Annotated in this window: 12 protein-coding genes; 7 read left to right on the top strand and 5 right to left on the bottom strand. The window is 60.2% G+C overall.

What is annotated here, in order from left to right; all coding sequences use genetic code 11:
* Nucleotides 1–63: 63 nt before the first annotated feature.
* Nucleotides 64–1,281, top strand: coding sequence for a bifunctional glutamate N-acetyltransferase/amino-acid acetyltransferase ArgJ (argJ, locus tag BLS75_RS10520; RefSeq protein WP_015636776.1), 1,218 nt, complete (start codon nucleotides 64–66; stop codon nucleotides 1,279–1,281).
* A gap of 115 nt (nucleotides 1,282–1,396) precedes the next feature.
* Nucleotides 1,397–2,341, top strand: a complete 945-nt coding sequence (locus tag BLS75_RS10515; protein WP_072450811.1) for a Nudix family hydrolase — start codon at nucleotides 1,397–1,399, stop codon at nucleotides 2,339–2,341.
* 101 nt (nucleotides 2,342–2,442) lie between these two features.
* Here the strand turns inward: BLS75_RS10515 and BLS75_RS10510 are convergent, their stop codons facing one another.
* From BLS75_RS10510 to BLS75_RS10500, 3 genes are read right to left on the bottom strand one after another with little or no spacing between them, the layout of a single operon-like run.
* Nucleotides 2,443–3,018 (bottom strand): cob(I)yrinic acid a,c-diamide adenosyltransferase, encoded by a 576-nt coding sequence (locus tag BLS75_RS10510; RefSeq protein WP_072450810.1) that lies wholly within the window; start codon nucleotides 3,016–3,018, stop codon nucleotides 2,443–2,445.
* 2 nt (nucleotides 3,019–3,020) lie between these two features.
* A complete protein-coding gene (locus BLS75_RS10505; RefSeq protein WP_011063031.1) occupies nucleotides 3,021–5,057 on the bottom strand; it encodes a sensor histidine kinase in 2,037 nt (678 codons plus the stop codon).
* A gap of 45 nt (nucleotides 5,058–5,102) precedes the next feature.
* Nucleotides 5,103–6,020, bottom strand: coding sequence for a putative 2-dehydropantoate 2-reductase (locus tag BLS75_RS10500; RefSeq protein ID WP_072450809.1), 918 nt, complete (start codon nucleotides 6,018–6,020; stop codon nucleotides 5,103–5,105).
* Between the two features lie 143 nt (nucleotides 6,021–6,163).
* On the opposite strand from BLS75_RS10500, the gene BLS75_RS10495 reads away from it, so the two are divergent.
* Together BLS75_RS10495 and BLS75_RS10490 are read left to right on the top strand one after the other, a co-directional pair.
* On the top strand, nucleotides 6,164–6,649 hold the full coding sequence (locus BLS75_RS10495) for a YajQ family cyclic di-GMP-binding protein (protein WP_011063029.1): 486 nt from the start codon (nucleotides 6,164–6,166) through the stop codon (nucleotides 6,647–6,649).
* A gap of 136 nt (nucleotides 6,650–6,785) precedes the next feature.
* Complete coding sequence (locus BLS75_RS10490; RefSeq protein WP_011063028.1) at nucleotides 6,786–7,628, top strand: mechanosensitive ion channel family protein; 843 nt, start codon at nucleotides 6,786–6,788, stop codon at nucleotides 7,626–7,628.
* Between the two features lie 275 nt (nucleotides 7,629–7,903).
* Here the strand turns inward: BLS75_RS10490 and BLS75_RS10485 are convergent, their stop codons facing one another.
* Nucleotides 7,904–9,244, bottom strand: a complete 1,341-nt coding sequence (locus BLS75_RS10485) for an OprD family porin (RefSeq protein ID WP_015636771.1) — start codon at nucleotides 9,242–9,244, stop codon at nucleotides 7,904–7,906.
* A gap of 930 nt (nucleotides 9,245–10,174) precedes the next feature.
* On the opposite strand from BLS75_RS10485, the gene BLS75_RS10480 reads away from it, so the two are divergent.
* Nucleotides 10,175–10,600 (top strand): HIT domain-containing protein, encoded by a 426-nt coding sequence (locus tag BLS75_RS10480; RefSeq protein WP_011063026.1) that lies wholly within the window; start codon nucleotides 10,175–10,177, stop codon nucleotides 10,598–10,600.
* Nucleotides 10,601–10,603: 3 nt separating this feature from the next.
* Nucleotides 10,604–10,810: a SlyX family protein gene (locus tag BLS75_RS10475; protein ID WP_011063025.1), complete on the top strand. Its 207-nt coding sequence runs from the start codon at nucleotides 10,604–10,606 to the stop codon at nucleotides 10,808–10,810.
* A gap of 59 nt (nucleotides 10,811–10,869) precedes the next feature.
* Here the strand turns inward: BLS75_RS10475 and BLS75_RS32730 are convergent, their stop codons facing one another.
* Entirely contained in the window at nucleotides 10,870–11,475 is a 606-nt protein-coding gene (locus tag BLS75_RS32730; protein ID WP_072450808.1) for a cold-shock protein, read from the bottom strand.
* A 464-nt stretch (nucleotides 11,476–11,939) separates the two neighbouring features.
* Here BLS75_RS32730 and BLS75_RS10465 point away from each other — a divergent pair, with 464 nt between their 5' ends.
* Nucleotides 11,940–12,413 carry a Dps family protein gene (locus BLS75_RS10465; protein ID WP_011063023.1) on the top strand — a complete coding sequence of 158 codons (474 nt, stop codon included), beginning with the start codon at nucleotides 11,940–11,942 and terminating at the stop codon, nucleotides 12,411–12,413.
* The last annotated feature ends 170 nt before the right edge of the window (nucleotides 12,414–12,583 follow it).

Raw genomic sequence — 12,583 nt, 5'->3', positions numbered from 1 at the left:
TTTCCATTTGCGGCACCGTCTTTTGAGACGACGGTGCAGACACCTGATAAGAGGAGCGCATTCATGGCTGTTGGTCTTGGTCCTTTGCCTACGTTGCACCCGGTTGCCGGCTTCGAGCTCGGTATCGCTTCGGCCGGCATCAAGCGCCCGGGGCGCAAGGATGTGGTGGTCATGCGTTGTGCCGAAGGCTCCACGGTGGCGGGGGTGTTCACCCTCAACGCGTTCTGCGCCGCACCGGTGATTCTGGCCAAGCAGCGGGTACAAGGCCCGGTGCGGTATCTGCTGACCAACACCGGTAACGCCAACGCCGGCACTGGTGAGCCGGGCCTGGCCGCGGCGTCCCGCACCTGCGCCAAGCTGGCGGAGCTGACCGGCGTCGATGCCAGCGCCGTGCTGCCTTACTCCACCGGGGTGATCGGCGAGCCATTGCCGGTAGAGAAAATCGAAGGCGCTCTGCAAGCTGCGCTGGACGACCTGTCCGTGGACAACTGGGCTGCCGCCGCCACTGGCATCATGACCACCGACACCCTGCCCAAGGGCGCCAGCCGCCAGTTCCAGCATGATGGCGTGACCATCACCGTGACCGGCATCAGCAAAGGCGCGGGGATGATCCGCCCGAACATGGCAACCATGCTCGGCTACATCGCCACTGACGCCAAAGTCTCCCGCGAAGTGCTGCAGAACCTGTTGCTGGACGGTGCCAACAAGTCCTTCAACCGCATCACCATCGACGGCGACACGTCGACCAACGACTGCTGCATGCTGATCGCCACGGGGCAGGCCAAGTTGCCGGAAATCACCAAGGCCGAGGGCCCGCTGTTCGCTGCCCTGAAGCAGGCGGTGTTCGAGGTGTGCATGGAAGTGGCCCAGGCCATCGTCCGTGACGGTGAGGGCGCGACCAAGTTCGTCACTGTGGAAGTCAACGGCGGGGCTACTTGCCAGGAGTGCCTGGACGTGGGCTACACCGTGGCTCACTCGCCACTGATCAAGACCGCGCTGTTCGCTTCGGACCCGAACTGGGGCCGCATCCTGGCGGCAGTAGGTCGTGCCGGGGTGCCGGACCTGGATGTCAGCAAGATCGACGTGTTCCTCGGTGAAGTCTGCATTGCCAGCCGTGGCGCCCGTGCTGCCAGCTACACCGAAGCCCAGGGCGCGGCGGTGATGCAGCAGGAAGAAATCACCATCCGCATCGAACTGGGCCGTGGCGCGTGCAGCGAAACCATCTGGACCACCGACCTGTCTCACGAATACGTGAAGATCAACGCGGAATATCGCACCTAAGAACCTCGCCGGCGTTGCCGCTCCTGCTGTAGGAGCCGGCTTGCCGGCGAAGCGCAGATCCAACGCCCGGCCCGCAAGGGCCTGGCCAACATGCCTGAGCAGAGGAAGTAGTGCGGTGAAACGAGTACATGTGGCTGCGGCCGTTATCCGGGATGCCAGCGGCAAGATCCTGATTGCCCGGCGTGCCGATACTCAACATCAAGGAGGCCTGTGGGAGTTCCCCGGCGGCAAGGTCGAGCCCGGGGAGGCGGTCGAAGCCGCACTGGCCCGCGAGCTACAGGAAGAACTGGGCATCGCCGTCACCGCAGCGCGCCCGCTGATCAAGGTGCAGCACGATTATCCGGACAAGCAGGTACTGCTGGATGTCTGGGAAGTCTCGGCGTTCAGCGGTGAGCCTCACGGCGCCGAAGGGCAACCTCTGGCCTGGGCCGCTGCTCGTGAGCTGGCCGACTATGAGTTCCCCGCGGCCAATCAGCCGATTGTCGCTGCCGCGCGTCTGCCAGCCCAATACCTGATCACCCCGGAAGGCCTGGAAACCCCGACCCTGCTGCGAGGCATGCAAAAAGCCGTGGCCCAGGGCTGCAAGCTGATTCAACTGCGGGCTCCCGGCGGCTACGACCCGCAATACCGCGACCTGGCGGTGGATGCGGTGGGCCTGTGCGCCGGCAAGGCGCAACTGATGCTCAAGGGGCCCTTCGAATGGCTGGGGGATTTCCCCTCGGCGGGCTGGCACATTACTGCGGCGCAACTGCGCAAGTACGCCAGCGCCGGGCGGCCGTTCGGCAAGGATCGCTGGTTGGCGGCTTCTTGCCATAACGCCGAGGAGCTGTCCCTGGCCCAGCAGATGGACGTGGACTTCGTGACCTTGTCTCCGGTACAGCCCACCCAGACCCATCCGGATGCACAGCCATTGGGCTGGCAACAGGCCGAGCAACTGATCAGCGGTTTCAACAAGCCGGTGTATCTGCTGGGTGGCGTGGGGCCCGCCGAATGCCAGCAGGCCTGGGCAGCGGGTGCTCAAGGTGTAGCGGGTATCCGCGCCTTCTGGCCGCAGGATTGAAGACATCCTCAATGGCAGCCTGGGCCCAGGTCTGCGGGAGCAGGCTTGCCTGAGAGGCATCGTCGGGCGCTTGCAGGCCCCTTCGCCCGCAAGCCGCGTGGTCAGGGCTTGGCGGCGGCCTGCCAGAGAATTTCGGCAATGCCCTGGCGCTTGGCGATCAGTCGCGCGGCGACAAACAGCAGGTCCGACAGGCGATTGATGTAGGCCAGCCCAACCCCTTGCAAAGGCTCAACGGCATTCAGGTGCTGACAGCGACGCTCGGCGCTGCGGGCCAGGCTGCGACAGACATGGGCCTGGGCGATCAGCGCCGAGCCGCCGGGCAGGATGAAGTTCTCCAGCGGGCCCAACTCCTCGTTCCACAGATCGATGGCCGCCTCCAGGCGCTGTACTTCGGCCTCGTTGAGGGCCTGATAGACCGGCATCGCCAACTCGCCACCCAGGTCGAACAACCGATGCTGACAGGGAGCCAGCACTGTGAGCACTTCCTCGAGCCCGGGGCAGTCACCGCTCTGCTCACCGAGGCCTGCCAGTAGCAGGCCCAATTGGCTGTTCAGGGTATCAACCTCGCCAATGGCTTCGACCCGAGGGTGATCCTTGGGCACCCGACGGCCATCCCCCAGTCCGGTTTCGCCTTTGTCGCCAGTGCGGGTGTAGATCTTCGACAAGCGAAAGCCCATGTTCAGTTCTCCAGTGGTAACGGTTCTTGGACCAGCGGCTGGCTGCTGGCCAGGGGCAGGCGCAAGGTGAAGCAAGTGCCCTGGCCGCGGGTGGACTGCACCTCCATCTGCCCTTTGTGGTTATTGGTGATGATGAAGTACGACACCGACAGGCCGAGCCCGGTGCCCTGGCCGATTTCCTTGGTGGTGAAGAAGGGCTCGAAGGTACGCTTGCGCACGTTTTCGCTCATGCCGATTCCGTTGTCCTCCACCTGGATCTCTGCCCAGGGCGGATTCAAACGGGTACGCAGGATGATACGTCCGGGTTCGCTGTCATCTTCGCGCTGATGGATGGCCTGGGCGGCGTTTTTCAGCAGGTTGAGCAGCACCTGTTCCAGTTCGTTGGCAGTGCCGGCAACCGGGCCCAGGTTCGGGTCGAACTGGCGAATGATCGCCTGGCCCTTGAAGTCGAAGCCAATGGCCAGGTCGAAGTCGTTGCTGGCGATCTCCACCGCCTGGTCGATCAGCGCCGGCAGGTCGCAGGGGGCCATCTGGCGGTTGCTGCGCCGGCTGAAGCTGAGCATGTGGGTGACGATCTTCGCCGCCCGGGCTCCGGCCTGCTGAATGCCATCGAGCAGTTGCGGCACTTCGCGGCTTTCCAGGTAGCGATTGACGGTCTGCAGTTCAACACCGATCTGCTGCGCGTGCTCAAGGTTCTTTGGCAGATCGGCAGACAGCCGTCGGCGAATGTTCTGTACGTTGTGCAGGATCGCTCCCAGCGGGTTGTTGATCTCATGGGCCATGCCGGCCGCGAGGCCGCCCACCGAAAGCATTTTCTCCGATTGCACCATCATCTCTTCCAGGGACAGGCGCTGGGTGATGTCGTCGATACGGATCACCACCCCGCGTCCGGCGCCCCCCATCAGGGGGTAGAAGGTCAGGGCGTAGTGCTTGGGTTCTTCGTCCTTGAACCAGGTGACCCGCTCGACCTTGGTCACCGTGTGCTGCTCGACTGTTTCCTTGAGTTGCGGCAGGAACGGCTTGAGCGGTTCGAAGGCGAGGAAGATCGGCTGGTTCAGGGCTTCGTCGAGCCGGGTGCCGGACAGGGCGCTGGCTTCCTGGTTCCACTGGGTGACGTAGAGCTGTTCATCCAGCGCGATCAGCGCCGAGGGCATGGAGTCGATGATGCTGTTGAGGTAGTTCTGAAAGCCGGTGAGCTTCTTCTCGATCTTGCTGCGCACCTGGACTTCCAGTTCCAGCTTGCGGTTGGTATGGCGGGTTTCCTCCGCCAGCCCCTGGGCCTGGTCGTAGGCGGCCTGGGAGTCGTCCCGGGCGCGCTTGAGCTGCTGCTCGCGAGCTTCGATACGCGACAGCATGGTGTTGAAGGCTTCTGCCAGGCTGCCGATTTCATCGTGGTTGCCCCGGGCTGCGCGCAGGGCGTAGTTCTCCTCGCGGGTGACCTGGCGCGACAGTTCCTCGAGCTGATGGATCGGCTGGGTGATCAGGCGCTTGATCTGCCGGGCGATGACCAGCCACAGCAGCACACTGAAGATCAGGATTCCCAGGCTGGCGGTCAGGGTGCCGGTGTAGAAGGCCATCGGCAGTTCGCTGGTGGCCACCAGCAGCAGGTGGCCGGGGGCTTGGCCCGGGCGGGGCAGGGTGATGACCTGGTTGCTGCGAAACTCGGTCATTTGCCAGGCTTCGATGTGCCGGTAGCGTTCGGGCAGCTTGAGGCGTTCGCCGTGCTGCAACTGGGCCAGGCGCTGGCCCTTGCCGTCATAGAGTGCGGCAGCCCGCAGCGGGGTATAGCTGTCGAGTTCGTTGAGCAGCTTCTCGGCATCTTCGGGGGAGTTCAGCGCCTGGATCGCCAGGGTCGGATTGGACACCAGGCGGCCAATGGTCTGCAGCGCCTGGGGCGCCATGCTTTCCTGGGAGATCCAGTAGGCCGCGCTGATAAAGGTCAGGTTGGCGACCAGCAGAACGGTGGTCAGCAGGACAAGCAGGGCGGCCAGGAGTTTTTGGCCCACTGGCAGGTTTTCGAGGCGCTGGCGCAATGGCATCGGCTATATCGCTGGAAATGAGCAAGTGGGGAGCGTAGCCGCTGCTCAGGCGCTGGGCAATCCGCGTTGCTGCAGCTGGTTCACCAGGCGCTGTTGCAACTGCTGCAGATGGGGCAGTTGCAGGCGATGCCGGGCAGCGGCTTCACAGGCGTAACCCAGCAGGTAGCTGATTTCGGTGCGTCGCCCGTTACTGACATCCTGGTGCATGGAGGAATAGTTGGCGGCGGTGGCCAGGATCACCCGTTCCACTTCCTGTTGCAGGTTTTGCGCGGCAGCGGGTTGCCCGCAGCATTGCAGCAGCTCGCTCAGCTCGGCGCACAGGGTGGCCACTTCACACTGATGCTGCTGCAAGCCACCGTTACGGCAGTCGTGCAGTACCGTCAGTGGGTTGATCGCGCAGTTGAGTGCCAGCTTGCGCCAGAGCCGGGTGAGGATCTGGGTGCTCCATTCATGGGGAATGCCGCTGGCCGCCAATTCGTCGAGCCAGATCGGCGGCGTGGGGTGCCCCGAGTCCCCCAGCCAGGTGTAGCCGTGGCCGGCAAAGACCACGCGCCAGTCGCCATCGCGGAAGGCGCCCTCGGTGCTGGAGGCGGCAATGCAACGTGCCTGGGGCGCTCGGGCGGCCACGGCATCCTGGCTGCCCAGGCCGTTCTGCAGCAGGATCAGTTCGGCTCCCGGCTCCAGGCGCGGGGCGATGCTGGCCACTGCCGCCTCGGCGTCGTAGGCCTTGCAGGCCAGCAACAGGCGCTGGATGGGGGCGCTGCTGGTACTGGTTTCTCCGGGAATTGCCAGCAGGCTGCTCTGCCCCTGCTCTACCAGGGTCAGGCCGCCGGCCGCCTGATAGGCCCGCAAGCGGGCGGCGTCACGCAGAATCAGGCGTACCGGCAAGCCGGCGCGGGCCAGGCGGGTGGCCCACAGGGTGCCGAGGCTGCCGGCGCCGAGAACATGCCAGGTGGTGGACATCAGGTTTTCGCTCTGTTTGGCCGCCCGGGGGAGGGCGCGGGGTGAAGGAGGGGAAAGACCCGTTATAATGAGCGCGGATTTTAACCGCAAGCCGGGCGTGTTCGATGTTTTGAACAGCGCCCCTTTTTATTTGGAGAGATTACATGCCGTCGTTTGACGTGGTATCCGAACTGGACAAGCACGAAGTCACCAACGCGGTGGAAAACGCCGTCAAGGAACTGGATCGCCGCTACGACCTCAAGGGCAAGGGCAGCTTCGAGTTCAAGGACAAGGAACTGACCGTCAACCTGACCGCCGAGGCCGAGTTCCAGCTTGAAGCGATGATCGAGATTCTCAAGCTGGCCCTGGTCAAGCGCAAGATCGACGTGCAGTGCCTGGAGGTCAAGGACGCTTATGCCTCTGGCAAGGTGATGAAGCAGGAAGCGGTCCTCAAGGAAGGTATCGATAAAGAACTGGCGAAGAAAATCGTCGCCCATATCAAGGACGCCAAGTTGAAAGTGCAAGCCGCCATTCAGGGCGAGCAGGTACGGGTGACCGGCAAAAAGCGTGACGACCTGCAAGAGGCCATCGCCGCCCTACGTGCCAAAGAGTTCGGCATGCCGCTGCAATTCAACAACTTCCGCGATTGATCGGCTTCTCCGGGAACCTCTAGAGCTTATTGGCGTCCGAGGCCGGAGGAATGGCAGAAACGATTGAGCTCCCGCGGGGCTGGTCGTTCTGCCTGTCAGTCATGTGCGCCGCAACCCCGGGAATCTGGAGAAATAGATGGATTTGAACGCTGAAGTAGACAATCTGGTCCGGGCCTCCCAGGCCTGGATTCCAATGATCATGGAATACGGCAGCCGGGTGCTGCTGGCTGTCATCACCCTGGCCATCGGCTGGTGGTTGATCAACAAATTGACTCACAAAGTGGGCAAGTTGCTGGCCCTGCGCAATGCCGATCTGGCGCTGCAAGGTTTTATCAGCAGCCTGGCCAACATCATTCTCAAGGTCCTGCTGATCGTCAGTGTGGCTTCGATGATCGGTGTCGAAACCACCTCCTTCGTGGCCGCGATCGGTGCTGCCGGCCTGGCCATCGGCCTGGCGCTGCAAGGTAGCCTGGCGAACTTCGCCGGTGGGGTATTGATCCTGCTGTTCCGCCCGTTTCGTATCGGTGACTGGATCGAAGCCCAGGGCATCAGCGGTACCGTCGACAGCATCCAGATCTTCCACACCGTGCTGCGTACCGGTGACAACAAGACAGTAATCGTGCCCAACGGCAACCTGTCCAACGGCATCATCACCAACTACAACCGTCAGCCGACCCGCAAGGTGGTGTTCGACGTGGGTGTGGACTATGACGCGGACCTGCAGAAGGCCCGCGAGGTGTTGCTGGAACTGGCCAAGGATGAGCGGGTACTGGCCGATCCGGCCCCGGTAGCTGTGGTTTCTACCCTGGGCGATAGCGCCATTACCCTGTCGCTGCGGGTATGGGTCAAGACTTCGGACTATTGGGACGTGCTGTTCCAGTTCAATGAGTTGTCCCGTGATCGCTTGAAGGCAGCGGGCATTGATATTCCTTTTCCACAACGGGTGATTCGAGTGGTTCAGGAAGCAGCAGCGCAATAAGTCAGTTTCATGACCTGGCCGTTCGGTCAGCTAATGTTGTTCAAGACAAGGGGCTATCAGCCCCTTGTTTGTTTTCAAGTTCGGACTTGGCAACTATGTAAGTTCGAATCGGCAAGGTCTGAAGTAGCTATTGAAGCCTACTTTATTAGTTAGCTTGCTATCTTGATCGGCGGGTTCAATAGGGTACTTTTGCAAGGCAAAAAAAACCGCCAACCTGGCTCAGGTTGGCGGTTCTTATTAGTACTGCGTGTTAAAGCAATCCGCTGAGCCGTGAATTACAAGATGCTCAGTGGGTACTCTACGATCAGACGCAGGTCGTTCAGGTTGTCGTAGTTGGTCGCGCGGTAATCGCTATTGGTACCACGATAGATCGCGTTACGCAGACGGAAGGACAGGTCTTTGGCCGGGCCTTCCTGAAGCACGTACTTGGCTTCTACGTCCCATTCATGCTCTTTGCCGTCACTGGAGTCAGCAACGGTAACGTTGCTGCCGCGAATGTAGCGAGTCATGAAGCTCAGGCCTGGCACGCCGAAGGAGGCCATGTTCAGGTCGTAGCGAGCCTGCCAGGATCTTTCGTCTTCGCCCACGAAGTCGGAGATCTGCACAGAGTTGGCTACGTAAACGGTGCCACCACCATCAACGCCGTAGTTGTAGCCGGTCTTGCCGCTGGACTGCTGGTAAGCCACGGTGAACTTGTGGGCTTCGATGCTATAGGCAGCTGCCAGGCTCCAGACGCGGTTGTCCAGGTCGCCAGCCAGCTTCTTACCATCATCCTTGCTGCGATAGCCGTTGAAGTCGAAGTTCAGAGATTGTTTTTCGCTCAGCGGCAGGGTGTAGTTGACGTTGAAGTACTGCTTCTTCCAGTAGTCTTCAACATCGGAAGCGTGCACGGCGAAAATGAAGTTCTCAAGACCCGAGTAGGTAGCACCTACGATATTTGCAGAGCTCAGGCCCGGGTTCTGTTTGCCAGTAACGCGGCTGCGACCGTTGATGCTGTCACGGCCCATGCCGGTCTGGGCGCTCAATGCGGTGAAGCGACCACCGATCAGTTCCAGGCCCTTGATTTCGTTGCTGGTGATCAGGGTGCCGGTGGCAACTTCAGGCAACAGACGGCCGTCGTCTGTAGTGAATACTGGGCTGGATACGAACTGGTTGCCGTATTTCAGTACAGTATCGGAGATGCGGAACTTCGCAGCGCCGCCCAGTTTCGACTGGGTGTTTTCAGGCTCGCCGGAACCATTGGTGGCGAACAGGCCGTTACCCGCACGACCCGAACCGCCGTCGAGTTTCACGCTGCCCATGGCCATGGCATCGACGCCGAAGCCGACGGTGCCTTGAGTGAAGCCGGACTGATAGGTGAGCAGTTCGCTGATACCGGTGTCTTGACGGTAGCCGCTGGTTTTGTCGTCAGTGCCTGTGGTGTAAGTACCGTTACCACGACGCACGTTACCAACGCCGTCCTTATAGTCACGGTTCATGTACATTGCGCGAGTTTTCGCGGTCAGGGTGCTGTCTTCGATAAAGCCTTTTGCATCGTCCTGGGAGGATGCAATTGCAAACTGCGAGGTGCCTGCTGATACAGCCAGGGCGATCATGCTCCACTTCATCACGCGCATCGTGATTTGCTCCTTTGGTTTTTAGAAGAGTACTGCCGTCCCACCTGTTTTTTTATCTGGGCGGCTCTTTCTTTTTGTGTCGGCGCAAACTTATATCACGCTGACAATGTTGGCGATACTTGCCTATCTATCCTTTCAGCTTCTTTACGGCCCTGTCGCAATTTGCTCGATAGGCGTCGTAATTCTGCAGTCAGTCTGTATCCAGGCCGACAACTTTCAGCAGTGTTTTTCGAAGCCGAGAATGAAGGAAAAAAGTCCCCATGCACACACTCTAAAAAGCACCGCGGGGCAGCCCTGCCACTATTATTATGAGTCTGTAAGGCCTGACTTCCGTTAGACCGTTGCAGACGATGCGGGGTTGAATGCAACAAGCGTGCACAAACTGAATCTAGCCACCCATTTTTCTTCAAAGAGCCGTTCGGGCCTGTAAAAACCGCATAAAACCGCTGTTTCAAGGGGCGGTTTGTTTGGCTTGACTCTGTGGTTTTCCTGGTGCAGGGCTGTGCATTAAGTTGCACAGTGCGGCGAAACGTTACCGCTGCACACTGCAAAGTGAGTAAACGGCGGATGCTTGAGGAATTTAGCGTAGACCGCCTGTGTGATTCTGGTGCAAAACTTTTGCAACGCTGTGCACGATTCATACAGTCAGGCCCAGGCAAAATAAGGGGCGCAAGGGTTGGCTCGGGTCATTTTCCGAATGGTCTGCGGGTTGTGGGCGCAAATGGTGCGAGGCACGAAAAAATGTCCTGCTGTGGGGCGTGGCCTTTGCATCGCGATCGGCTCCTTGCCGTGCGTGAGTGTGTGCTGTCCGGTCTCTGGCTCATTGGTCATGAAGCGCAGGGCATTCGCAGGTATGCTGCGCGTCTGTCGCCTGGCAGGAGTCCGTCTACTGGACGCCGGGCTGAAACAAGCTGAGCGGGAGTAAACGCGGTGTTCACTTTAGATTCACGGCTGCAACAAGACACATTGACCCTCGGGGATTTCCCCCTCTGCCGGTTGCTGCTGTCCAATGACGCCAACTATCCCTGGTTCATCCTGGTGCCGCGTCGCGAGGATATCAGCGAGTTGTTTCAACTGGATGTCACTGACCAGCAACAGCTATGGCAGGAAACCACCGCGCTGGCCGAGTTGCTCAAGGACTCGTTCGATGCCGACAAGTTGAATGTGGCGACGTTGGGCAATGTGGTGAGCCAACTGCATATGCACGTGATCGTGCGCAGGCGTGATGATGCGGCATGGCCTGCACCGGTATGGGGCAAGCATCCGGCCAAGCCTTACAGCACCGAGCAAGTGGCGGCGATCCGTGAACGCCTGCGGTTGGTGCTGACCGATGATTTTCAGTTTCTGGAGGGGTGAGGCATGAGTCTGCAAGAGCGTGTAACCGACCTGGAGAGCCGCCTGGCGTTTCAGGATGACACCATTCAGGCCTTGAACGATGTGCTGGTGGCGCAGCAGAGGGCAGTGGAGCGCCTGCAGTTGCAGATGGCGGCATTGCTCAAGCGCCAGGAAGAAATGGTCGGGCAGTTCGAGTCGTTCGAAGAGGAAGCGCCACCGCCTCATTATTGAGGGGGGTCGTTGGCCATAAAAAAACCGCGCCTGGGCGCGGTTTTTTTATGGGCGGCCGATCAGCGGCGCGGCAGCGCGGCAATCACGTCTTCGGCTTGCAGGCCCTTGTCACGGTTCATTACCGAGAACTCCACGCGCTGGCCTTCCACCAGGACGCGATGGCCTTCTCCGCGAATGGCGCGAAAGTGCACGAAAATATCATCGCCGGAATCCCGGGAGATAAAACCGAAGCCCTTGGAGGTGTTGAACCACTTCACGGTACCGGTATCACGATTGCTCATATCGTAGCTTGGCGTGGCGGAAGCGGAAGGTGATGGCTTGTAGAAGCTGATGGCCAGGTGCAGGACTACGGCGATCAGTGCAGTCAGCAAGCTGACCAGAACCGCCGGTTGGCCACCAATGACTGGCATGGGGGCCAGCAGGGTGAGGGTTTGCAGTACAACGACCAGTACCAGCAGGGCGCTGACCAGATTTTGCAGGTGATGACGAGAGCCTTTGTTCCAGTAGGGAATAACTGGAGCCAGGATCAGGTTGAGCAGGCCGAAAAGGGCCAGGTAAAGAGCATCGGGTTGTTGCAGGTAGGGAACCGCGTCAGATCTCAGACTCGGAATCAAGGACAGCAGCAAAGCTGCAATGCCTGTCAGCAGGTGGACGATTTTCAACATTTTGATTAACTCACGTTAAGAAGGAAGCACAAGGAGGAGCTGATCACGCACGGTTCGCTTCTGAACAAATAGGTGAGGCGGTGGTTACGTACGCGGTGTCAGCCTATGCGCGCTGGCCGAAGAAATAGGCAGCAGCGACACGGGCTCTATTTAACAGCAAAGCCCAGGCCTTCTCAAATCAGCAGCGGGGCTTGGCCCGGGCGTACAAATGAGCGCTTCTGCAGGCCGAGCTCGGAGAATCGGGCAAAAGCCTGTTCTAGACAGATGGCGGTGATTTTTCCAAGGAACGTCGGATTTCTGCTGCTGTCTGACCTGACTCGAACTCAGTGAGGTTTATCCCGGGCCGGGCCACGGGACAATCCACCGCAGGCCGATTGACGATCCTGGGCGGCGCAGGGGCGGTACTCTTGCTAGAGTGGTCCGGCAGATGAATGGGTGAATCCATCCCGATAACGGAGAGAAACATGGCAATTGATATCGGTATCAGCGAAGAAGATCGTAAATCCATCGTCGACGGTCTTTCCCGTCTGCTTTCGGATACCTACGTGTTGTACCTGAAAACCCATAATTTCCATTGGAACGTCACCGGCCCGCAATTCCGTACCCTGCACTTGATGTTCGAAGAGCAGTACAACGAACTGGCCCTTGCAGTGGACCTGATCGCCGAACGCATTCGCGCCCTGGGCTTCCCGGCTCCGGGGGCCTATTCCATCTATGCCCGGCTGTCTTCGATCAAGGAAGAGGAAGGGGTGCCCGCCGCCGAGGAAATGATCAAGCAACTGGTCGCCGGCCAGGAAGCAGTGACCCGTACCGCCCGGGGCATCTTTCCGTTGCTGGACAAGGTCAGCGACGAGCCCACGGCGGATCTGCTGACCCAGCGCATGCAGGTGCATGAAAAAACCGCGTGGATGCTGCGTTCTCTGCTGGAAAACCGTTAAGCCCGCTCTTGCGAATGGCGTCCCGTACGCCGTTCGCACCCTCGACCAGCAGGCAGCACCTGCGTTCTCCAGGCCTTCCGGGGTTGCAGCCCGGATAGATGCCTGACGGTCGGTGACGCCCGCGATGGGGTTCATACGGCTGCACAGGGCCGATTTAATGGATATAATCC

The organism is Pseudomonas sp. NFPP12 (genome assembly GCF_900103205.1).
GTDB classification, from domain to species: Bacteria; Pseudomonadota; Gammaproteobacteria; order Pseudomonadales; family Pseudomonadaceae; genus Aquipseudomonas; species Aquipseudomonas protegens.
Note: the sequence above shows the minus strand (reverse complement) of the source record. Positions and strands in the feature narration are given on the sequence as shown.

Coding starts and splice junctions, on each gene's coding strand:
- BLS75_RS10500 (WP_072450809.1), bottom strand. CDS start 6,020: ATGTCCACCACCTGGCATGTTCTCGGCGCCGGCAGCCTCGGCACCCTG.
- argJ (WP_015636776.1), top strand. CDS start 64: ATGGCTGTTGGTCTTGGTCCTTTGCCTACGTTGCACCCGGTTGCCGGC.
- BLS75_RS32730 (WP_072450808.1), bottom strand. CDS start 11,475: ATGTTGAAAATCGTCCACCTGCTGACAGGCATTGCAGCTTTGCTGCTG.
- BLS75_RS10485 (WP_015636771.1), bottom strand. CDS start 9,244: ATGCGCGTGATGAAGTGGAGCATGATCGCCCTGGCTGTATCAGCAGGC.
- BLS75_RS10465 (WP_011063023.1), top strand. CDS start 11,940: ATGGCAATTGATATCGGTATCAGCGAAGAAGATCGTAAATCCATCGTC.
- BLS75_RS10490 (WP_011063028.1), top strand. CDS start 6,786: ATGGATTTGAACGCTGAAGTAGACAATCTGGTCCGGGCCTCCCAGGCC.
- BLS75_RS10495 (WP_011063029.1), top strand. CDS start 6,164: ATGCCGTCGTTTGACGTGGTATCCGAACTGGACAAGCACGAAGTCACC.
- BLS75_RS10510 (WP_072450810.1), bottom strand. CDS start 3,018: ATGGGCTTTCGCTTGTCGAAGATCTACACCCGCACTGGCGACAAAGGC.
- BLS75_RS10505 (WP_011063031.1), bottom strand. CDS start 5,057: ATGCCATTGCGCCAGCGCCTCGAAAACCTGCCAGTGGGCCAAAAACTC.
- BLS75_RS10475 (WP_011063025.1), top strand. CDS start 10,604: ATGAGTCTGCAAGAGCGTGTAACCGACCTGGAGAGCCGCCTGGCGTTT.